17 protein-coding genes are annotated in these 21,478 nt (G+C 70.4%); 8 read left to right on the forward strand and 9 right to left on the reverse strand.

The genetic code is table 11. From position 1 onward, the window contains the following. The first annotated feature begins 792 nt into the window (after window positions 1-792). Window positions 793-1,281 carry a hypothetical protein gene (locus tag ABT263_RS35905; RefSeq protein ID WP_352297422.1) on the forward strand — a complete coding sequence of 163 codons (489 nt, stop codon included), beginning with the start codon at window positions 793-795 and terminating at the stop codon, window positions 1,279-1,281. A 276-nt stretch (window positions 1,282-1,557) separates the two neighbouring features. On the opposite strand, the gene ABT263_RS35910 is transcribed toward ABT263_RS35905, so the two are convergent. The 3 genes from ABT263_RS35910 to ABT263_RS35920 all read right to left on the reverse strand — a co-directional run bounded on the left by ABT263_RS35910 (window position 1,558) and on the right by ABT263_RS35920 (window position 5,962). After that, the gene (locus ABT263_RS35910; protein ID WP_352297425.1) at window positions 1,558-2,055 is read right to left on the reverse strand and encodes a hypothetical protein; all 498 of its coding nucleotides are present in this window, start codon (window positions 2,053-2,055) and stop codon (window positions 1,558-1,560) included. A gap of 281 nt (window positions 2,056-2,336) precedes the next feature. Next, window positions 2,337-4,514 (reverse strand): helicase associated domain-containing protein, encoded by a 2,178-nt coding sequence (locus ABT263_RS35915; protein ID WP_352297428.1) that lies wholly within the window; start codon window positions 4,512-4,514, stop codon window positions 2,337-2,339. An 11-nt stretch (window positions 4,515-4,525) separates the two neighbouring features. Beyond that, window positions 4,526-5,962 carry a DEAD/DEAH box helicase family protein gene (locus tag ABT263_RS35920; protein ID WP_352297431.1) on the reverse strand — a complete coding sequence of 479 codons (1,437 nt, stop codon included), beginning with the start codon at window positions 5,960-5,962 and terminating at the stop codon, window positions 4,526-4,528. A 295-nt stretch (window positions 5,963-6,257) separates the two neighbouring features. Here ABT263_RS35920 and ABT263_RS35925 point away from each other — a divergent pair, with 295 nt between their 5' ends. From ABT263_RS35925 to ABT263_RS35945, 5 genes are all read left to right on the forward strand, one after another. Then, window positions 6,258-7,229 carry a hypothetical protein gene (locus tag ABT263_RS35925; RefSeq protein WP_352297434.1) on the forward strand — a complete coding sequence of 324 codons (972 nt, stop codon included), beginning with the start codon at window positions 6,258-6,260 and terminating at the stop codon, window positions 7,227-7,229. Window positions 7,230-7,388: 159 nt separating this feature from the next. Then, the gene (locus ABT263_RS35930) at window positions 7,389-8,123 is read left to right on the forward strand and encodes a hypothetical protein (RefSeq protein WP_352297437.1); all 735 of its coding nucleotides are present in this window, start codon (window positions 7,389-7,391) and stop codon (window positions 8,121-8,123) included. Then, window positions 8,120-10,528, forward strand: coding sequence for an integrase (locus tag ABT263_RS35935; RefSeq protein ID WP_352297440.1), 2,409 nt, complete (start codon window positions 8,120-8,122; stop codon window positions 10,526-10,528). The genes ABT263_RS35930 and ABT263_RS35935 overlap by 4 nt, the downstream gene beginning before the upstream one ends. A 200-nt stretch (window positions 10,529-10,728) precedes the next feature. Further along, the gene (locus tag ABT263_RS35940) at window positions 10,729-11,613 is read left to right on the forward strand and encodes an ATP/GTP-binding protein (protein WP_352297443.1); all 885 of its coding nucleotides are present in this window, start codon (window positions 10,729-10,731) and stop codon (window positions 11,611-11,613) included. Window positions 11,614-11,896: 283 nt separating this feature from the next. Beyond that, window positions 11,897-12,967 carry an SAVED domain-containing protein gene (locus ABT263_RS35945; protein ID WP_502885920.1) on the forward strand — a complete coding sequence of 357 codons (1,071 nt, stop codon included), beginning with the start codon at window positions 11,897-11,899 and terminating at the stop codon, window positions 12,965-12,967. A 19-nt stretch (window positions 12,968-12,986) separates the two neighbouring features. On the opposite strand, the gene ABT263_RS35950 is transcribed toward ABT263_RS35945, so the two are convergent. From ABT263_RS35950 to ABT263_RS35975, 6 genes are all read right to left on the reverse strand, one after another. After that, entirely contained in the window at window positions 12,987-14,759 is a 1,773-nt protein-coding gene (locus ABT263_RS35950; protein ID WP_352297448.1) for a ThiF family adenylyltransferase, read from the reverse strand. Beyond that, window positions 14,756-15,754 carry an SMODS domain-containing nucleotidyltransferase gene (locus ABT263_RS35955; protein ID WP_352297451.1) on the reverse strand — a complete coding sequence of 333 codons (999 nt, stop codon included), beginning with the start codon at window positions 15,752-15,754 and terminating at the stop codon, window positions 14,756-14,758. Before ABT263_RS35955 ends, ABT263_RS35950 begins: the two co-directional genes overlap by 4 nt. Before the next feature lie 160 nt (window positions 15,755-15,914). Continuing rightward, window positions 15,915-16,253: a ubiquitination-like system serine protease family protein gene (locus ABT263_RS38990; protein ID WP_502885921.1), complete on the reverse strand. Its 339-nt coding sequence runs from the start codon at window positions 16,251-16,253 to the stop codon at window positions 15,915-15,917. After that, the gene (locus ABT263_RS35965) at window positions 16,241-17,620 is read right to left on the reverse strand and encodes a ThiF family adenylyltransferase (protein WP_352297457.1); all 1,380 of its coding nucleotides are present in this window, start codon (window positions 17,618-17,620) and stop codon (window positions 16,241-16,243) included. The genes ABT263_RS38990 and ABT263_RS35965 overlap by 13 nt, the downstream gene beginning before the upstream one ends. Then, on the reverse strand, window positions 17,617-18,003 hold the full coding sequence (locus ABT263_RS35970) for an E2/UBC family protein (protein WP_352297459.1): 387 nt from the start codon (window positions 18,001-18,003) through the stop codon (window positions 17,617-17,619). Before ABT263_RS35970 ends, ABT263_RS35965 begins: the two co-directional genes overlap by 4 nt. Continuing rightward, complete coding sequence (locus tag ABT263_RS35975) at window positions 18,003-18,485, reverse strand: multiubiquitin domain-containing protein (RefSeq protein ID WP_352297462.1); 483 nt, start codon at window positions 18,483-18,485, stop codon at window positions 18,003-18,005. The genes ABT263_RS35970 and ABT263_RS35975 overlap by 1 nt, the downstream gene beginning before the upstream one ends. A gap of 181 nt (window positions 18,486-18,666) precedes the next feature. On the opposite strand from ABT263_RS35975, the gene ABT263_RS35980 reads away from it, so the two are divergent. Next, window positions 18,667-18,996: a hypothetical protein gene (locus ABT263_RS35980; RefSeq protein WP_352297465.1), complete on the forward strand. Its 330-nt coding sequence runs from the start codon at window positions 18,667-18,669 to the stop codon at window positions 18,994-18,996. Between the two features lie 33 nt (window positions 18,997-19,029). Then, window positions 19,030-20,166, forward strand: coding sequence for a HigA family addiction module antitoxin (locus ABT263_RS35985; protein ID WP_352297468.1), 1,137 nt, complete (start codon window positions 19,030-19,032; stop codon window positions 20,164-20,166). The last annotated feature ends 1,312 nt before the right edge of the window (window positions 20,167-21,478 follow it).

Below are 21,478 nucleotides of genomic sequence, written 5' to 3' on the forward strand. Positions count from 1 at the left end.
AACCGCCACAACACCCCGTTGAACTGGTCCCTCACCCGCCGCGGCAACGGCCCGGTGGCAGCCACCGGCACATGCGGTTCGATCAAGGCCCACTCTGCATCCGTCACGTCAAAACGCGCCACAGCACGGAGTTCTACCAGAGACACCAGCCCACCATCGAACCGCAGCAAGATCCGAACCTTGAACAGCCCATAGGGTGGCCGCCGCTCCTTCCCGGGCAGACGGCCGGGCGCACCGAGGAGCGTGTGATGGCGGGCGGAGGAAAGGGCGGCACAGTCGATGCAGGGGGGCGGTGCTCCGGCCGTCGGCGTGTGGTCGGTGGCGATCGATCCACAGCGCCGCTCATGGCTCTGCGGATCACCATGGTGCGGGCGTCACGCGCGGCTACCGGCCACTCCGGAAGCCGTACGCGAGACGGTGGTCGCGCATCTGTCCGGGCACGCGTCGAGTGAGCGGCTCCCGGCCCACCTGCGCAGCTGCTGCTGCCGTACGGCCGGCTGCCCGTGGCACCGGCAGACCCGCGGCTGCACCGGTCTCATCGTCCTGGCGCTCCTCCGCCGCCGGAACGAACATTCGTGGTACCTCGCCGATATCTGCGAGGGGTGCGCCCGCACGATCCGAGGAGCCGCCGAAGTCCCGGTCCGCTCCCCCGCCCTCCCGTCTCCCCTCCATCACGACGAACACCGGTCCGGGCCCAAGCGCCGGGGCGGCGGTGAGGCGGCATCGCCCGGGCAGCAGCGGCTCGCGGCCCGGGCCGCACTTACCTACACCTCCGCCTCACTGGAACCCTCGGTGGGGCCCGAGGCCCGGCTGCTCGCCGTGATCTGCACGCTGCGGGTCCGGCCGTCGGGTCTGTCACCGCTGCCGCCCGGTCTGCTCAAGGCGCTTCGGATCCATGGCCCGGCCGCCCTCGCGGAGCTCCAGGCGGCCGGCTGGCTGCACTATCTCCCCCGGGTGCGGACCGGACCCGCGGCGTTCCTTCCCGAGCTCACCGGGCGCCCCGGGCGGCTGCGCGCGGGCCAGTGGGCGCTTCGGGGTCTCGCCGATCGCAGGCTGGTGGACTCCAGTGCCCGCACGCGGCTCGCCGCTCTGATGGTGGCGGCGTGGCAGGAGGGGCCCGGGGTGCCGTTCCTCCTCGATCCGGACAGCGCCGCACGGGCGTGCGGGCTGGGGTCCCCGGAAGCGTTCGAGGCGATCCTGGCCGGGCTCGGCGCGGCAGGGCTGCTCGATCGCTGGCGGCCCGCAGGGGCCGGCCTGCTGCTGTGCACACCGCCGCTTTGACGATTCGGCGCCTTCTCTCCCCCCCCGACGGCCGCGCCATGGTGGCCGGTCAACAGGTCCGTGGCGCGGCCGGCGGTCCCGCTGCGGCCTTGCTCGACGTCGTTCAGGTGCATCCCGGCGCGAACGGCGGCCTCGGCGACCTCGCGCGCCTGTTCCGCCTCGAGGTACTCGCGCCGCCTGTCGCGCGGTGGGCCTGCGAACCTTCGACCAGCCGACCGTTCTCTTGCGACCGCGGGGACGGTGTGGCCGCTGATAGGTGGTGCGGCCTGTGGCAGTTCATCGGACCAGGGCTTCGACCACGGCCGCGTGGAACTGGCACTGTCGGATTGCGGAGGCGATGTCCTGCAGTGTCGGGGCGCCTTCCAGGCCGATGCACATCACTGCGCCGCCGGTCCTCTCGAGCATCTGCCACATCTCGTCGGTGAGGCGGGTCGGCCGCGGCAGGCGAACGGTCTTCGGGTCTGTGCTCTGCGCGGACTCGTTGTAGAAGCCTTCGAAGGTGCGGTCGGCCGAGTGGAAGACGGCCTTCCAGTCCTGGTCCTGTACGGGAACCGCGGGTGCCTCCCACACCGGCCAGCCAAAGCGTTCCTGGACGGCAGCGGTCGTGGCCGGATCGTGGCCGGACAGCACCAGGGTGACAGCGCGCACCTGATTGCGTGTGATGACGGCTGTTCTGTCGTGGTGCCTGGCCTCCAGGGCACCGGGCACTGTCAGACCGGTGTGGGTGACGGCGATGCTGACGCCGGACCAGATGTTCCCGGGGCGATTCGTCATGGTCCCAGGATTGTGCGGGCGATCTCTCTCCTCGGACCGTTTCGCCTGGGTTCAGGCTTTCGGGTGAGCAGGTGGGCTCAGCGGGCCGGAGCACGATCAACCTCCCGAACGTTGGCCACCCGAAGCCCGCGCGCCGGCCCGCTCGGTCCGGCATCTCGCCCCGGCGGGTCACTCCTCGTTCCGGCCCGGCTTCCAGTTCTCTTCCGGACTCGGAGACCCGGCTGGTGCCGGTGCTCGGGTTCCGCAGCACGACGGGCGGCCGGGTGTGTCTGCCCCCCGGTTCATGGTGCTCGAAGTCCGGTCGGCTCCCGGCGTGTCGCGAGTGCTCCTGTGGGGTCGTGGGCCCAGAGGGCCGCGGCGATACGGCGCATGACCGCTGGGCGCCTCGCTCCCGCGCCTGCCGGGAGGTCGAAGGGTTCGGGCACGATGATCATCGTCTGCGGGGCTCGCTCTGCGTGTTGGCCCATGAGGGGCGCAAGCGTGTCGACCAGGCCCATCGTGGTGTAGGAGTCGGAGGGGAGCGCGATGGCGTCGAGGTCGGAAGGCATGGGACGCCCCGCGGTCTGGCACCAGATGACAGGCTGGTCATGCCTGCGCCGCGAGGTGCCCTGCGAGGGGATGAGGATATTGGCGTCGAGCATCCGCCAGGCCAGTCGAGACGCGAATGACTGTGCTTCCTTCGGGTTCTCGAGTACGGCCACCACACGGCGCAGCGAGTGCTGCTCGATGACATGGGCGAGGCCGAGTACCTGGGCTCGCCAGGGGTCCGTCGGCGTTTCGGGGACCCTGGTGCGGATCACCTGGTAGGGGCTGAGCAGGTTCTGGTCGACGAGTTCCCGACGCTCCACACGTCGCTGGTGAGTTCCGAAGATTTCTTGGGCGGGCATGTCGACGGTCCAGGAGCACCCGGCTTTGCCGCCGGTCGGGATTTCGTGGGGGATGCGGGGTGTTGCCGTCAGGTAGAGGCGGTTGTAGGCGACGATGCCGTCGTCGTAGTGGATTGGGGCGTGTGGGTGGTCCGGCCCGATGCTGCCCTCGGCTGTGCGGTGGGCGTCCTCGACGACAAGGTGGTCCCATGGGGCCAGTCGGTGGTCGCGGTGGCACTGGGCGATGAGTTCGGCGTCCTGGTAGCGGGCCACGACGAGGACTTCCGAGGCGTGCTGGGCCATCCAGTCGGCCAGCTGGGTCGCGCTGGTGAGCCGGGGGTCTTTCCTGCCGGAGCGCGTGGGGTGGAGGTTGATGCCTGCGACTGATCGGTGGCGGACCAGGCGCCAGGTCTTGACCACGGCCTGGAGGTAGGCGGGGTCGGGTCCGAGTACCAGGCAGGCTCGGCCCTGTGTCCGGTCGGCCGTCACCGAGGCCACCAGGGTCTTCCCCGCTCCGGCCGGCATGTCGATCAGCTGGCGCCCGCCGCCGTAGAGCAGGAGGTCGGGGAAATCGGCGGGTAGGCGCTCGTGGCACGTCATCCACAGGCGTCTGGTGGGGTGGTCGGCGGGGTCGGGTCCTTCCCGCCGTACCCGGTTCTGCTCGTTGCCGGCACGGATCCCGATGAGGTTCTCGGGGGCGGCCTCCTGGGCGTCCTCCGTCTCCGCCGGGATGGTCCATTGCATGCCCAGGGCCTCGACGGAGGCGGTCTCCTCAGTGCCGAGGCCGCCGGCCGTGGCCATCGTGCGCAGGTCGCTGACCCACTGGCCGAGGGGAAACCGGGTGCCGAGGTGTTCGTCGACGTGGCCGGCGGGGACACGCAGGTGTCGGTGCTCTCGATAGAAGCGCCGGGCGGCGCGGAGGCCCTGGGCGTGAGTGGTGCTCCGACTGCCGTGCGGGCGGCGCAGCCCTATGGCGAGTGGATTGTCGTGAAGCGGCAGCGCGGCCAGTTGCACCTGCTGTTCCTTGGCGAGTTCGGGGAACGTGTCGAACTGCTGGTCCAGCCATCGGGTGAGCGCGTTGGCGCGGCGCGGCAGGGGCCCCGGTGAGAGGGTCAGCCCGGTGCTGCGGGTACGCGCGCGGGAGCACATGCGCTGCCAGGCCTCGGGCCAGGCGGGGTTCCACCACGGGTCGATGTCTTTCAGGGCACGCCGGTAGGGCCCCGGGAGGGTGTCTGCGTCGCCCTGGCGCCGTTGCTCGGCGAGCCACTGGCCCAGCGGCCGCCCCCGGTAGGTCTCCCCGGGTTCCGGGAGCAGGTGTCCGTGCTGTGCGGCGTAGGCCTGGGCGGCTTCCAGATAGGTCTCGGTGCTGTCCTTGGGATGCGCCCAGGCCATGTTGCAGGTGGCCAGTGCCGCGGCACGGGTCGCGGAGAGGTCGCCCGCGGCCTTGAGGGCGCGCTGGTATCCGAGCCAGCAGCCGAGGTGGAAGCCGTCGGGGGCGATGTGGTTGCTCGGGACGTTCACGTGGCCGTGGGTGTCGAAGAAGAGCTGGGTGTTGGCCATCCCGATCTCCCAGACGTCGGGTTCGGGATCCATGACGCGCAGCATCAAGTGCGGAGCGATCTCGCTGCCCGCTCGGGGCGGACGACGGAGGCCGCGGCGGACGCGGGCAGGAACAGCTGTGTTCCGCTCTTCGGGAGGCGGTAGAAGTAGTGTTCGTCGTACGCCTTGAGGGCGATCATGACCTGGTGCAGCAGGTGGTACGGTGTGCCGAACGTGGCCTCCTCGGCTCGTTGGCCGGGGCCGAAGAGCACGGGGATGACGAGCGTGGCGACCTTGTCCGCGTCGGGTCCCAGGCGCAGCGCGCGGCCGATGGCCTGGAAGATCTCGACCGTGCTCTGTTTGGGGTCGGCGAACAGGACGGCGTCGGCCAGCGGGAAGTCGACTCCTTCGACGCACAGGCGGACGTTGCACAGCACTCTGAGGTCGGCCGGTCGGCCGGTGGCGCCCGGGTGTGGTGGTTGCGCGAATCGGGTCAGGCGCTCACGGCGTTCGCGCCGGTTGTGGCGGGAGTGGATGCTGGCGACCCAGAGGTCGTCGGCGTGGTGTCCTGGAACGCTGGCGGCGGTCTCGGGCAGGGTCTCGGCAAAGGCCTCGCTCTGGGCGATGCTGCGGCTGAACACCACGGCGCGGCGGATGCCGTGGTCTTCACGTGCTTTGAGCAGGGCCAGTTGGGCGGCGGCGACGCGCATGGCGTCGGCTTGCGGGGTTCGGGCGCGCTTGCGTCCGGCCAGGTAGGCGCGGAGGTCGGGATGGTGGATCTCGGGTGCCACGATGCGGTAGTCGGCGAGGCGCCCTTCCTGAATGGCTTGGGCCAGCGAGTAGCGGTAGGCGACGGGGCCGAAGAGGGCGATGTCGTCCATGGAGGCGACGGGCTCGACGGTGATGCCTCGCCTGACGTCCCAGATGCGCGGGGTGGCGGTGAGGTAGAGCCGGTGGCGGGCGGGGACGGCGTCGTCGTCGTGGATGGCACCCCAGGGCTTGTTGCGGGCGCCCGCGGTGCGGTGGGCTTCGTCGATCACCGCGATGTCCCAGCGGGGCAGCATGTGGCGCCGGTGAGCTTCCGCGATCTTGGGCAGTGAGGCGTAGGTGGCGAAGACGCTGACGGGCCCGTCCGCGCTGCGCGCGAGGCCGGCCAGGTGTTCGGCGTCGCCCGTCATGGTGAGCACACCGCCCAGGGAGGGTTCGCTGGTCTGCTCGTCGGAGCAGACGCCGATGTAGTGGCCCGGCCTGCCGGAGGTGTACCAGACTCGGGCGGTCTGGTTGAGCAGTTCCAGGGTGGGCAGGACGGTCAGGCTGCGGCTTCCGGCGGCGAGTTCGTGTGCGATGTGGACGGCCAGGTGGGTCTTCCCGGTGCCGCACGCCATGTGGACCTGCTGCCGCCTGTGGCCCATCGCGAAGGCGTTGAGGACGCAGTCCGCCGCTTCACGCTGGCGTGTCCACAGTTCGCTGGTGAGGCGTTGGACAGGTGGGTCGTACAGCACGGAACGGCTCCCGGGGCCGGGGAAACGGCTTCGCAGCCAGGATGCTGGCCGGGCCGCCGCGTGTGAGCGTCTCGGAGGAACGCTCACCCGGTGGGCTGAACCTTCTCCGAAGTGGCTCCGCCCGGGACGGAGCGCCGTCTATGCAGGGGACACGGTGTGTTGCTGCCGGGCGGTGGTCGTGCCGTTGAGCGGGTTCACCGGCAGACCCGTGGTGCACCGGCGCGGGTGTCCTGCAGGGGCGTTGAGGGGGGTCGGGATGTGGGTGGGGAGCCTGCCGCGCCTGCCTCTGCGTTTCGTGGCCGACGAGTCGAACTGCTCGTTTCTGTGGCGGGTGGCCGGTGTGCAGGGGGTGGGGGTCGAGTTCCTTCTGAACGAACTGGGCGACGGAGTGATGCAGCAGGCTCTGCGGCCGCATCTGGCGGAGGTGTTCCTGAGCCGGCCGGCGGCGGACCGGCTCGCCCGGATGCTCGCGATGCCTGCGGCGCGGCTTCGGTGGGCTCTTCCTCATCTACGGGAGGTGCATCTCCTGCCCGGTGAGCAGGCACGGTGGGAGTGGCCGTGGCGGCCGCTGGAGCGCTACCTGGTGCCGGCCTGTGGACTGTACGCGGCGGCACGGGGCGGGGGCTGGGGCGAGGTGTGGCAGGTCTGGCCAGAGCGGTGGCGGGTCTGCGAGCGGCACGGCCGTTTCAGCTACGTGTACGAGCGCGGGCCGGGCGGGGTGGATCTGGCCGGGGTTCCGGAATCGGTTCGGGCCCACCGTGTGCGGGGGTGTCTCGAGCGGCGGTTCGGGCCCCCCGGGGCGGCCCTCGTTGCCGATGCCTTCGCCGTTGCCGGCTGGTGGTGGCGTCGTTCCCCTGAGGTGCAGCAGTGGGTCGAGCGGGCCGAGCGGGCCGGGCTCGCGGGAAGGGACACCGAGACGGCGTGGCTTGTGGTGTATCCGGAGGCGGTGCAGGTGGCACAGGCGCTGCTGCGTTACGAGCGGCAGCGCGCCGCCCTGCCCGGCGGGCCGTGGGCTGCAGCCGAGTCCCGTCTAGTGGGTGAGCTGGCCGAGTTGGCGGGCTCGCTGATGCTGCCCGCGCAGGAGTGGCGGGTCCCGGTAGCGGAGTGGCTGGATCGGCATCATCGGTGCGCCGGGGCGCAGGCCGTCACGGTCGGCGCCGGTCGGCGCGACCGGCAGCCGGTCACGGCGTTGGTCCATCGCGGTGACGGGGAGGCGACGAGCAGCTGCCTGCCGTGGGAGTGGAGCGACCCGTCCTGCGTCGTCTGAGCAGCCCGCCCCGAAGCTCTCCGACTCGTACTGGTGTCCAGTAGGTCCACGATCGGGTACTGGAAGCCGGAAACGGCCGCTGGGGCCAGGCTCGGCGCGGGATGCTGCGCGGGGGACTCGCGCGAGGCGGTCGCCGAGGCATCCTGCAGGGAGTTGGGCGTGCGAGAAGCCCCGGTCAGCGCGGCGGAGATCACCGTCGCCTTCCTCGACCGGTTCGGGCGGCGCCGCGCGATCCCGGTCGCGGACGCGGCCGAGGTCCCGTTCGAGGAGCTGGCACCGGTGCACCCCCCGGTGGCCTACCCGGGGCGGAAGTCCTTCGTCACCAACGCGTGGGCGAGCTCCACCGACCAGCCTCTGGCATGCGGCTCTCTGCGCCAGCAGCACTGCGGGATGGTGTTGGACCGCGATCCGTCGGTGGGGCTTCGCAGCGCAGGACCGATGGAACTGCGGTGGAGCTGCGACGGGCGCGGTCACACCCTTCGGCCCGCGTTCGTAGCGGTTCGGGCCGGCCGGCGGGAGGTGATCCGCGTGCAGCCGGAAGAGCCGGGCGACGGATGGCAGTGGGAGCAGGAGGTGCTGGCCGCGGCGGCGGAGGCGGCCGGCTGGCAGGTGCGGGTGATGCAGCCGCCCACCGGCGTGGAACTGGACAACCTCAGCCTGCTCTACGCCGCCCGTAATCCGCGCTGGTTGCCGCAGGGACAGGACGATCTTCTGGCGGAGCAGTTCTCCTCGCCGCGGACCATCCGCTCCGGGGTACGCGCGGCTGGCCTGCCCCAGGCCCAGGGAATCGACCTCGCCTACCACCTCATCTGGGCCGACCGGCTGCACATCGACACCGACGCGCTCCTCACCCCGGCCTCGACCGCCTGGACCGCCTCCGGGGAGAGGGGGTGAGCACGCCGGGGCGGTCCTCCGACGGTGCGGCACCCGCAGTCGCCGACAGCATCGCGCTCGGCGACACGATCCGCTTCCGCGGATCCGCCTGGCGAGTCACCGCCTTCCACGGGCCCCGTCTGTTCCTGGACGCCGTCACGGCGGCGGGCCACGCGGAACCGCTGGTCATCCTGCAGACGGCGGTGACCGCCGCCGCCGACTTCGCCGTACTCGACCGGGCCGCGCCGCGCAGCACACTTGCCGCCCGCTCCGGCGAGTTCCACGCCTTGCCGCAGGCGCTGCGCACAGCGGCCCTCGCGTGGGAGAAGCACGTCATGGAGGTCCTGCACCAGCAGGCCCCGCATGTCCCCGCCACCACCGAGCCCCGGCCCGCCTTCGACCCGCAGCACCGCACCCTGCGTCAGCGGTACCAGGCCAAGGCCGAACAGCTCACCCAGGACGGGACACCGGTGTCGCCGGCCACCGTCGAACGCAAGTGCGCCGCCTGGCGCAAGGACGGTCTGATGGGCCTGGTCGACAGGCGCGGGCTACGCACCGCGACCCCGCACGGGCGCGTCGATGCGCGCGTGGTCGACATCGTGTGGGAGATCCTGGACGAGGAACGTGGCAGAGGGCAGTCACCGGGGACCCTGTCGAGGCTCATCGGCCGGGTCGAGCGGACCGTCAAGGCCCGTTACGCCGATCTCCTGGCCGACCCGAAGACAGCACGCGGCCTGGTGAACAGTCCGGCGACGCTCTACCGGCTGATGGAACGGCTGGGCGTCACCGCGCAGGGCGCGCACGCGGCCGCGGCCCGCCGCAGGGCGGGATCCGCCACTGCCGCAGAGCGGCGCGGCTCCCGACGGGCGACGTTGGCCCGGTGGCCGGGGGAACTGGTCCAGATCGACACCACCGGCCTGGACGTCCTCGTCCTCGACGACAGCGGCCGGGCCATCTCGGTGGAGCTGACCATCGCGATCGACGTGGCCACCCGCAGCGTCATCGGCTGCCTGATCGTGCCCAAGCGCATCGGCACCACCGGCAGAACTGGACGATGGGCCGGCGGACGGGCCACCCGTTCCTTCGACACCATGCAGGTCCTCGCCCAGGCCACCGCCCCGCTGCCCGCCCGGCCGGGCTGGGCTCCCGAGACGTTCATGGAAGGCTCCGACCTGCCTTTCGAGGACCTCCTGGCCGCCGATGCCCGCTTCGCCGGCTCCGCGGCACGGCCCGTCATCAAACCCGAAACGCTGGTCATCGACCACGGCTCGCCCTACATCTCCGCGGACTTCGCCCGGGCCTGCCACAGCCTGGGCATCGAGGTGCGCGAAGCCCGGCTGCGCACCGCCGTCGACAAGGCGATCGTCGAACGCGCGATGCGGGCCGTGAAGACCGGCTTCAGCCAGTACCTGGCCTCCTACACCCATCACCGCCTGGACCTGCGCGGCAAGCGCGTCCGCAAGCAGCCGTTGTGGACGATCTCCCAGCTGCAGGACCTGTTCGAGCAGTGGGTGGTCCTCCGCTGGCAGCAGACCCCGCACGGCGCACTGCGCAGCCCCTTCACCCCCGGACTCCGCCTGACCCCCAATCAGATGTATGCGGCTCTGGTCTCCCTGCGCGGCTACCGGGCCGTCGCGCTTACCGCGCAGGAGGAGCGCAAACTGCTGCCGGCCGTCTGGGTCCGGGTCGGCCGCAAGGGCTTCCAGATCAACAACCGCACCTACAACCTGGACAGGGGAAGGCTGGACCCCTTCCGCGGGTCCTCCGGGATCACCGCACAGCAGGGACGCTGGGAGGTCCGCTACTCCCCCAACCACCCGGAGGTCGCCTGGCTCTTCGACCACCGGACCGAGGCGGGCCTCGACCCGTGGACCGAGGTGCCCTTCATCCACCGGCGGCTGCTGGCCGACCAGTGGACCGAGGAGACGCGGGAGGAGGGCTTGCGTGTCCATCTCGCGGCCGGCGGCGACCGGCGCAACGAGGTCGCCATCGCCCGCGCCGCCGACCAGCTCCTGCGCACCGCGGCCGCCGGCCCTTCGCCGGCCCCGGCGGCGACCCCCGCCGCCCCTACAGCCGCCACGACCCGTCCTGCGCTGCCCGCTGCCCGTACCCCCTCCAGTAACGACATGCCGCCCCTGGACCCGGCCTCCGTCCGCCCGTTCCGCTCCCTCGACCGCCCCGCCGAGGACCTCTTCGACACCCCGGAGCGCGTCCGGGGCAAGGCCGACCTGAGCCTGGACGAGTTCCTGGCATCCCTTCCGGGCTTCCACCCTCCCGCGGCCGATCCCGGCACCGCGCAGACCACCGACCGCGACCCTGGCACCGGCCCCGGCCCCGTTCAGGAGGACAGCGACACCGATCGGCCGGCAACGGACGGGCGGTTCGGCGACGAGCCCGGCGGCGGACCCCGAGGAGACAGCCGTTGAAGACTCCGGTACGCGAACCCCAAAGTGGTGGCGGACCCGCCGCTCAAGCGCTGCTGGCACCCGCCGCCCCGACGACGTTGCCGGGATGGCGCGCCCGCGTGCGTCACCGGCCCGCTCCTCCCCCGATCCCACCGGCCGACAGCCCCTCCCCCGTCGACGAGGACGACCCGCGCGTTCGCTACCACGCGCACCTCGGTCTCGTGGAGACCACCGACATCGCCAGAGGCCTGAAGCTTGCACGGCGGCTGCTGCGCCGCGGCCCGGACGGCCGGCCCCTCTACCCGCACGTGGCCATCGACAGCGACTGCCGCGGCACCGGCAAACGCACCCTGCTCCACCAGATCGGCCTGGCCCACCAGGGGCGGCTCGAGAAGCTCCGCGGCATCGACGACAGGCGGATCCCCGTGGTGTGCATCAACACCCCGCCCGACCCCGGCTCCGCGGCCGACTGGTCCGCGGCCCTGGCGGTCTTCCTCGGCTGGGACCTCTACCGGCCGGACACCGATCAGCGCCCCGTCCAGCGCATGAAGGACTTCACCGGCCCCGCCCTCCACGTCATGCGTCACGCCCGCACCGAGATCTGCCTCGTCGACGGAATCGACCGGCTGCGGGCGGAAGACCTCCAGTCGACCTTCGACCACTTCGACTGCCTGGCCGACGAACTGGGCCTGACCGTCCTCTGGAGCGGCATCGGCTCCAGCGACATCCTCCGGGAAGCCCGCACCGCACGCTTCAGCTCCCTTCGGCGCCCCGCCGAAACCGCCTCCCTTCGGCAGCGGTCCGTTCCCACCCTCTGGGTCAACCGACTGCCGCCCCGCTGCTCGGAACATCCCGACGAATGGGTCAGCACCCTTCTCACCCTCGACGGGCGGCTGAGACTGCGGCACCACCGGCCGGGCAGCCTGCTGGAGCACCAGGAGGAGCTCTACCGCATCACGGACGGCCTCATGGAGCACCTCGCCCCGCTCCTCGGCATGGCCGGCCAACTGGCCATCCTCGACCGCACCGAGGCCATCACCCTGGACGTCATCCACGACGCCGCCCAGTACCTCGACCTACTCACGGCGGAACGCGAAGCCCTGTAGAGACGGTCCCGCGCCGCAGTCCTCGCCTTCGCCGGATCATCATGGTGCGCCTACTGTCAACTTCGTACGATAGGAATGTAGTTATCGCCTATTGTCGAGCCTGACGAGCACAGGGACGGCGGAGGCGGCAGAGTTGAGTGGGGGTCGCTCGGCACACCGGAGGAAGGCTCTTCCCGCCCGGGACCGGCTGGAAGTGTGGGTTCGCAGCGGGGGGCGGTGCGCGCTGTGCAACGCCTACCTGCTGGAAGGGCCCTTGTCATCGCGCACACTGAATCTGGGCGAGATGGCACACATCGTCGGGCAGAGCACTGACGCCCGGTCGCCACGGGGCGAGCATCCGCTGAATCCCGATCTGCGGGACAGCGCGGACAACCTGATGCTGCTGTGCGCCGACGAGCACGCCGAGATCGATGCACAGGGCGCCCTGAACGTCTTCACCGTCGAGCGTCTACGCCGGTTGAAGCTGGAGCACGAGGACCGCATCCGGCACGTAACGGGGCTGGGGCCGGACCGCACCACCACGGTGGTCCGGGTGGTGGGGTCGGTCCATGGGAAGGCCGTGGAGCTGTCGCGGGATGCTGCCGCGGACGCCGTGACTGCACGCTCCCGTTTCCCGTTGTTCCTCGAGTCCTACTCTCGCCATGGGGTAGAGGTCGACCTGCGTGGCATACCCGGCGAGAACTGCGCCCCATCCCAGAGCGCGCAGTCCGCCGCCGTCAGCAGTCGCAGCTACTACCAGTACGCGGCCAGGGCCATCGACGAAGTGATCAAGAACCAGCTGAAAGCAGGCGTCGACCGCGACACCGTGCGGCACGTCAGCGTCTTCGGGTTCGCACGCCTTCCTCTGCTCGTGCACCTGGGGTCCAGGCTGGACGACACCGTGCCGACGGATGTGTACCAGCGCCACCGCATCGGGCAGTCGTGGACCTGGCCGGCGGATACGGGCCCGGCGACGGAGTTCACGGTGCGCGTGGACCAGGACGTTCCGGCTGAGGACGAGGCTGTGGTGGTCATGAACGTCTCCGGCACGATAGCCGGGTATGAGATCCCGGCCGACCTCGCCGCTCTGCGTCGTTACGAGCTCAGCCCGGTCGGCGCGCCGACGCACCCGGACATCCTGCGGCGACAGGCTTCCTTACAGTCGCTGGAAACCGCCATGCGGGGCTTCCTGGCAAGCTTGGAGACCGAGGCGAGCACTCTGCGGCGCCTCCACGTCCTGCCAGCCCTCCCCATGTCCGCAGCGGTGACGCTGGGCCGCACGCACCATCCGCAGGTACACCCCCAACTGGTCATCTACGAAAGACTCGCGGGGCAGTATGTGCCCACTCTGGAGGTCGGCCCGGCCACCGGCTGATGCGGCACGGCGCACCGGTTCACCCTCCCTGCCGCGCCGACTCCTCGTGGGCGATGAACCGGTGCGCGGGGTCGACTCCGGTGTGGGGCTGGGCGCACAGGTGGGTCCCGGAGACCGGGTGGCGCATCTGCACGCCCAATAGGTTGACCAGAGCGGCGGTCGTCGCCATGAGGTCCGCGGCGGAGCCGTGGAAGGTGGGCACGGAGCAGCCGCGGACCGGCCGGAGCTCGTCCCCGGGCGCCGGTTCGGTCCACAGGCAGTGGTAGGGCTCGAGGTCCGGTGCGGCCAGGACACGCCGGCCGACGGTCTGGTCGACCACGCTGGGGACGCTGGCGGTGCCGGGGGCGACGAGGGTGAGGATTCCGAGGGAAGCGCTGCGGGTGTCCACGGCCAACTGGGCCAGTACGGCTCTGCATTGCGGGCGCTGTGCGAGTTGGTCGAGGAAGCGGCCGACGCTCACGCTGACGGTGGCGTCGAGGACGAGGTCGGCGTGGTCCGCCGCCTCCAGGAGTTCGGGCGAGGGGGGCTGCGGGGCCACGTCGATGGCGACGTCGTCCCGGATGCCGGCCAGGCGCTGGGCCAGGGCGTGGGCCTTCGGCATGCCGATCTGTTCCTCGGCGTAGTTCTGCCGCACGAGTAGGCCGCCGGTGACCCGCGCAAAGTCGCTGAGGGTGAGGCGGGAGACTCCCGCGCGGACCATCAGCTCGGCGGCCCACGAGCCGATACCGCCGCATCCCCAGACGTGGACGTGGAGTCCTTCGAAGGCTCGGACAGGACGGTGTGCGTCGCGGCGGATGGTGACGGCCGGGCGTTCGTCGGAGAGGTAGCACCATTCGATGGCGGCGCCGCTCAACTCGGCAGGAAGGTTGTTCAGGTGGCGTGGCGTCACGCGGTCGGCGAGTCGGCGCAGCAGGTCGCTCGGGCCGGACGGCAGGCGCCCAGCGAGAAGGAACAGGGGCGAGCGGGGCGTCGCGGGGTGCGGGACTGCCAGGACGAAGTGCTGCGCGGTGCCTTCGGGGTTGCGCAGGGCGCTGGCGGCCAACGCTGTCAGCAGGGCTCGGGCGACGGGGCCGGGCTCCGTTTCCGGGCGGGGCGTTGCGGCGGGGGCGCGGTCGAGGGAGGCCAGCAGGTCCGCCAGAGTGTCGCCCGCTCCCAGTGGCAGCGAGCGATCCAGCGTAAGGACCGGGGTCCGGTGGCTGCCGTCGTCCTGGGGGCGGCTGGTCAGATCGAGGCGGTGGATGGTGCGAGGGGTGAGCCAGCTGACGGCGGCGCGGCCGGGTGCCACCGGCTCGCGCACGACGACGGTGGGAGTGCCGGGCGTGCTGTGGAGGACGCCGCCGACGGCGTGGTAGAGCGCGGTGTCGGCGTCGAACTTCCCGGCCGCCGCGTCGGTGAGCCACTGCCACAGGCGGTTCACGACGGGCGTGATGCCCGCCCAGGGGTCCCATTCACGGGCCGGGTCGAGGTAGAGGCACAGGCGGTTTCCCTGCAGGACATGAGGGGCGCCGGCGAAGCGGTAGTCCAGGGTCAGCACTTCGGGCGGGGCCAGAGGCTCGGGCGGAAGGACGAGCAGGAACTCCTCGGTGTCGGCCAGACGCAGGCCACCCGGCGAGTGCGCAATGTCCGCGGTGCGGAGGTGGACCGTGACAGCCACGTGGCCGCCGGGGGTGGTGCGGGGCCTGCCGGGCATCCGCACCTCCCCGAAGTGCTCGTCCGCGAGCGTCCTGAGCTCGGCCAACTGTCGGCGCTGCCAGTCGTTGGGGTCCCCCGGGCGGTGCCTGCGCTTGGTCATCCCGCGCGCCCGGGGCGTGCGGCTGTGGTGAGCAGCGTCGCGGCGGCGAACTTCGAAGCCGTCGACGACGAGGAGGTGCCCGGCAGGGAGGGGAAGGAGTCTCCGAACAGGTTCCGCCACAACCTCACGCTCCTGTCCGGGTCCTGTTCGTCGTAGGCGGCGCGGATCTCCTGGGCGTGGGTGTGGATGCGGGCGCGGAAGTAGTTGTAGGTGGCCTGGTCCCAGCGGTGGTCGAAGGTGGCCCCGGAACCGGAGGGGTCGGCGATGGAGGGCTTGTCAGGGTGGGCCTGCAGCCAGAGGTCGAGGTCCTCGACGATGGTCAGCAGCGCGGTGGGCACGTTGCCGTAGCAGCCGGGGTGGGCCAGGGCCGTGGCCTGGCTGACGCGTTCGCCGAGCAGGGTGGTGAGGATGATGGACCGGGTTCCGGTGAATGAGCCCTTGTGGTCCCGCAGGAACTTCATCAGCCGGACGACCTTGCGGAGGTTGCCTTCGGCGATGTTGTCCTTCTCCCTCATCCAGGCGGTGAAGCCTTCGGGGTTGGTCTCCTCCCAGCAGTTGCCGTCGCGGTTGACGATCACCTCCCGGCCGTCCGCGAGGAACAGGTGAGGGACGATGTCGACGTGCATCGAGTTGGCGTACTTCAACTGCACGCAGCGGCATTTGCGGGTGTGAGGCATCTTCCCGTACACGCTGTGCCGGTGGAGGGCACCGTAGACCTTGTCGATGTAGGTCTTCGGGCTGTCGGCCCACTCCGGCACCTCGGTGAGATGGAGCATGAAGTCGGCGTCGAACTCCTTGTCGCCGACGGGGTTGATGATGGTGTGGTGCGCCCACGATCCCTGGGGCTCCTTGCCGAGAATCAAGGGGCCGAGTTCGGCGTCGTCCTGAAGTGCCTGGTAGACGGACTCGACTCGGCTGTCGAGGATGTCGAGCTTGGCCTTGCTGAGGTTGACGGTCTCCCGCAGGAAGGCGCGGAAGCTGTTGACGTGCTGCACGGGTCTGTTTCCTTTCGTGGGTCAGCAATGGGATGAAGCAGCTCAGGTTGGCCGCCGAGCAGTTCGGGCGGCTGGAGGTCCCGGGGGTGTGGGGGACCTGATAGAGCTCCGGCCGCCGGTTCGGAGCCTGGCAGCTCCGGACCGGTGCTCAGGGGAGAGCTCAGGTCCAGTCGATGTGCCCGTACCTAATGAAGTAGTGGCAGCGCTTGTCTCCGCGCAGTTCGTCGATGCTGGGAGACACCGTGAGCGGCTCGGAGGCTTTCACGGTCCAGTTGGGGAGGATGCTCGGGTTCAGGTTGAGCAGCACCCGATGGCCTTCTTTGCACGGACAATCGAAGGCGAGCCACTTCATGATCTGTCCGTTGGCCACCAGCACGGCTGTCCTGCGGGGGATCCGCCGGGGAAGGTCGTGAATGCTGATGACGACCTCACCGACCTGCCACCGCCGTCGTATTCTCCAGGAACGGATCCAGCGGGTGAGCGTTCTCAGGCCGCCCAACTCAGACCCCAGTAGCGCTTCGTGTCTCCGTAGCCGGCTACGGCGTCGGAGGCGCAGTAGTGTCCCGGGACGGGCTCCTGATGGTTGAGGGAGGTCCGGCGGTCGTGGAAGAGCAGCAGGGTCTCGCTCGGACGCGGGGTCGGTCCGTAGCCGACGAGCCGTTCGAGAAGCTCGCCGATGGCGGCTGCGGCCGTTGCCGTGGTGTAGGCGACGACGGCGGGCTCGATGCCGGGCAGCGCCGGGGCGTAGCCCTCCTTGGCCAGCTGGGTCTGTTCTGCGGCGGCTCGTTCTTGGGCGGCTGCCAGTGCGGGGGTGACCCGTTCGCGGCACAGCAGGCAGGCGGCGCCGGGGTGGAGGACGGTGATGCGGCCGATGATGTCGTGGATCTGGCCCTGGGGGGTGGCGGTGATCTTGACGCCGCAGTCGATGAGCGGGGTGAGGTAGGCGTGGGAGAAGCGGGAGAGCCGCATCCGGCCGGCTTCGTCGTCGGTGCATCCGAAGACGACGTCCGCGCCGACGACGTGGTGGGCGATCTTGCGCTGGCTCACGCTTCCGACCACCGGTTCGACCGTGACGCCGTCGGCGATGCGGGTGAGGTGGTCGGCCAGGACGTGGACCTTGGGGCGGCCGACGTCGGCGGGGGTCGAGCCGTAGACGCGGGTGAGGTTGCTGGTCGAGAGGGTGTCGGGGTCGATCAGCGTGAGCCGGCGGATTCCGAGGCGGACGAGTTGTTCGGCGACCGCTGAGCCGGTTCCTCCGGCGCCGACGACGGCGATGTGGAGTTCTCCGAGGACGCGCTGGATCTCGGTGCCGAAGGCGCGGATCTGGCGGTCGTGGAGGCTGGGAAGGTCCGGGGTGTCGGAGTCGAAGGAGCGCAGGAGGCGGAAGGTGGGCCCGGCGATGAAGATCCGGTCGATGGCCGCCTGGTGCTCGCCCTCGATGCGGCCGGTGAACGTCATGCCGCCTTCGTGCGGGGCGACGATCAGGGTTCCGTAGAGCCCGCTGCCGGTGCGGGTGCGGAAGGCGGCGGCGAGTTGCGCGTCGACGGCGGCGTCGCGGCGGCTCGGGAGCGGGGCCGAGCCGGGCGCGGGGTGGGTGTGGACCCAGATCGCGGTGGCTCCGGCGCGCTCGGCTTCGCGCAGGGCGGGCATGTAGCCGTCCGAGGAGATGCCGAGGGCGGTGTCGGTACGCTCGCGGTAGGCATCGTCAGGGACTTCGAGGAGACGGACGCCGAGCAGGCGCAGGGATCCGTCCGGCAGGACGGCACGCCGGGTGAGGAGGACCGCGGCGCTCTCGACCGGGCGGGCTGCGATCGCGGTGAGACGGTCGGCCACCTCGGTGGTGAGGGTGAGGGTGGTGCAATTCACGCGGCGGCCCCTGCGATGGCCAGCTCTGCGCGCAGCAGCGTGAGGTAGCTCTTGAGGCTGTCGGTGCCGGGCTGCCACGCGGACGGCGGGAGGTGGCGCGACCAGCGCTGCCAGGTCCGGCCGCGGTGGGTCTCGTGGACTTCGGTCGCGGGGATCGTGCCGCCCGCGGCCGTGGTCAGGGAGGGCGAGGTCCACCACATGTCCGGCGGGACATCGGGGTAGAGCGGGTGCAGGCGCAGGAGGATGTCCGCCTTCGTGGCGTTCAGGCCTTCGGGGAGCGGGACGTCGGTGATCTGGATGCAGAGCATCCCGCCGTCTTCGGACACGTCGTAGGTGAAGCCCGCCTCGCGCAGGGCGGTGTGGTCCTCTGTGGGCAGGTCCATCATCGCGGCCCCCCGTCGTCACCCGGGTTGATGCTGCCCGGGGCGGTGAAGAAACGCATGCCGTCGCGCAGGCGGACCACCTCGTCGGCGGCGATCTTGCGGTCGTGCTGGTCGACGACGTCGAGCCACAGGTCGCGGTCGTCGGAGACCGGCGGCGTCGACAGGGCGCGGATCTCCTGGCCGGTCATCCGCTTGCGGGTGACCTCGTAGGGGTGCCGGTCGATGAAGATCGTGAGGGGCTGGGGGTCGGAGAAGAAGCGCATGCCGTCCCGCAGGTCGACCGGCTCGTCCTCCGCGAGCCGGCGGTCGGGCGCGTCGGGGATGTCGAGCCAGATCGCCCTGTCGGTCGGGATGTCCGGGTTGGGGATCTTGCGCAGCTGGGCCGGGGTGGCGCGGTGGTGCGCGGTGTCGTACTCGCTGCCGTCGATGAAGACGGTGATCCGCCGGGCGGACGGGCTGGGGAGCGCCGTGGGCTCGGTCATGAGGGTTGCTCCTTGCTGATGTCGGGACAGGGTCGTGGCAGGCCGGCCGTGGAGTTGGCGGTGCCGGGCATAGCCGGACTGGAGAGTTTCATTTACCCAATAGGTTTACGAAACTCCTCGATCTTGGGAAGGACGGTACCATGAACCCGATGGGTAAACGCAAGTGATTCTTGGGGTGCGGGTGGAGATCTACTTCCTCGACAGCGAGCTGGCGCGGTCCTGCAACGACGACGCCATACGCGTGCACCGCTTCGGCGCTGCCGTCGCACCGGTGCTCCGGCGCCGTCTGGCGGAGATCGCCGCCGCCGCCCACCTGGCTGAGCTCCGCTGCCTTCCGCAGGTCCGGCTGCGCGGACACGCCGACGGCCGCCTGCTGGTCGCTCTGGGTTCCACTGCCGACCTGCACCTGCGCCCTCGCGACGATCCGCCGCCCATGGCCGAAGGTCACCTCGTCGAATGGGCCGTCCGTTCCCTGCTCGTCACGGATGTCCAGTTCGCTGCCGCCGCCTGAGCCCCCTCCCGTCGTCCGAAGAGAGGCACCTCGATGACCCCCGGTGTCGACCCGCTCGCCTACGCGCCCACCTCGGTCCCCCATCCCGGGGAGACCCTCCAGGACACCCTGGACGAACTCGGTATCCCCCAGGCCGACCTCGCCCGTCGCACCGGCCTGTCCACCAAGCACATCAACCAGGTCATCAAGGGCACCGCGGCGCTCAGCCCCGACACCGCGCTCCTGCTCGAACGCACCACCGGCGTGCCCGCTACCCTGTGGAACTCGATGGAAGCCGCGTACCGCACCCAGCAGGCCCGCGCGGAAGAGAGCAAAACCCTGGCCTCGAGGGTCGACTGGCTCAGCCGCTTCCCTCTCGCCGAACTGGTGAAGCTCCAGGTCCTCCCCAATCGCGAGAAGACCCCCGCCAACCTCCTCAAACTGCTGGACTGGTTCGGTGTCGCCGACCCCGACACCGCCGAGGACGTCTGGCGCAACTACCGCACCGCGTTCCGCCGCTCCACCGTGCAGGAACCCACCGAAGGCACAGCGGCCGAGTACGCAACCGCCGTCTGGCTGCGCCAGGCCGAACTCCAGTCACGCGAACTGGCCAAGAACCTCGACCTGCTGCCCTACAGCAAACATGAACTCGCCGCACTTCTCCCCACGCTACGAGCACTGACCCTGACCGGACAGGACAGCTGGATCGAAGAACTCCCCCGCCTTTGCGCCGGAGCCGGCGTCGCCGTGGTCTTCGTCCCGGCGCCCCCCAAGACCAGGGTCTCCGGCGCAACCCGCTGGCTCACACCGGAAAAGGTCATGGTGGCACTCAGCGACCGCTTCAAGAGGGACGACCAGTTCTGGTTCAGCTTCTTCCACGAGCTCGGCCACGTCCTCCTGCACGGCAAGCGCCTGACCTTCATGGACGACAGCGAGAACCTCCGCTCCGAGGCCAACGCGGATCCCGCCGAGGACGAAGCCAACGAATTCGCCGCAAACACCCTGCTCCCCCCACAGCACGCCGCCGCCTACCGGCAACTGCGGGCCCGCCCCGTACCGCTCGACCGGGTGAAGGCCTTCGCCCGGGAAGCAGGCATCTCCCCCGGCATCGTCGTCGGCCGGCTACAGCACGACAAGGCACTCGACTGGAACATCGGCAACCACTTCAAACGCACCGTGACTCTGAACTGAATACCGCCACTCCGCCCCGGACCGCCGCCACTCTCAGCTACCCGCGTTGTAGAGGGTGACAGCTCCTGGAATCTTCCACCTGGCGTGGCGTCCCTGTCAGGGAGGCTGTCTATCCAGGTCCACAAACATTCGCCCGCCGTCGAACGAGGGGCCACCAGGACGACACTCCAAGCCACACATCCGAGCCCTGCACCGGCCCGAAGCACCCGGCCGGCCAACCCTTGGCAAGCCGGGTCACACGCATGGATTCTCAACGAACCTGATGCTTCCTCATCCAACATGCAGCACCCAAGCTCAGAGACTTACCGGCGCCTGATCACGGCCCTGAAATCTTCTCAAGAAAGGTAAGGAACCCCAGCTCAGAAGCCACTGCTTCCATCAACTGGGATAAGAACTAACAGGAGGCGGCGGGCCGGTGCCGTGCGGTGGCCTGCGGCCCCCTGGCGGGGACACAGCGGGCGCGGCCGGGACGGGGTGGTGCCGGACGCGGTGGTGGGGCGGGCCCGGCGGCCTACGGCCCCCAGGGACGGTGGCGCACCCCCGTGGATGCCCCTCCCCCGGGGTGCGCCCGGCACCGCCTGCCGGAGTCGGTGCTGCGGGAGCGGTGGCATTCCTCTCCCGGAACCGGGGCAGCGGGCCGGGGCGGCAGGATGGCGGAGCAGCACGGCGGCGGGGCGGCGGGGGTACGGCAGGGCGTGGCCGGGACGGGGCGCAGTGGCGGTGGACCGGGCCGGGTGGCCTACGGCCCCGTAGCGGCGCGGGGCAGGCGGCTACCCGTCACTGGAGGTACGGGTCCACTCCAGCGCTACAGCTCGCGGCCCCGCCTGCGGCTCATGCAACCGCTGAGGTGAAGCCGCATCCCGCTGACACCGCACCCGGACATCACAGCATCGATACATCTGACCCGCTGTGGTCCGCTTGCGGTGGGTATCTCCTGAGCAGATGGGGGCTCGAAGGAGACCAAACCGCGGAAACTGTCCGCATTGCTGGTCTAGGGGTTTCATGACCCCTCGTTCTAGGTAGGGTCTGCAACCCCAGAGAAGACAGGAAGTGGATAGATGGAATCTCAATGCCCTTCGATCGGAATCTCAACGAAAGGGCCAGTAGAAGCCCCGACTGAAGTCGGATGACCCAAACAGGCCGAAGATAGGTTCACCTACTGCTGAATTCCCCAAGTAGCGGGTATATGGCCTCCGTTGGGGTGAATTTGGTGCGGCAGGGGGTGGGGTGTGCCGGGGTTGTTGCGGGCCCGGGCCGCTGTGGAGGCGGACGAGGAGAGGGTGATCGCCAGGCTCGCCGGAGCGCGGAAGGC

The sequence above is a fragment of the Kitasatospora sp. NPDC001603 genome, from assembly GCF_040298365.1.
Classification (GTDB): domain Bacteria; phylum Actinomycetota; class Actinomycetes; order Streptomycetales; family Streptomycetaceae; genus Kitasatospora.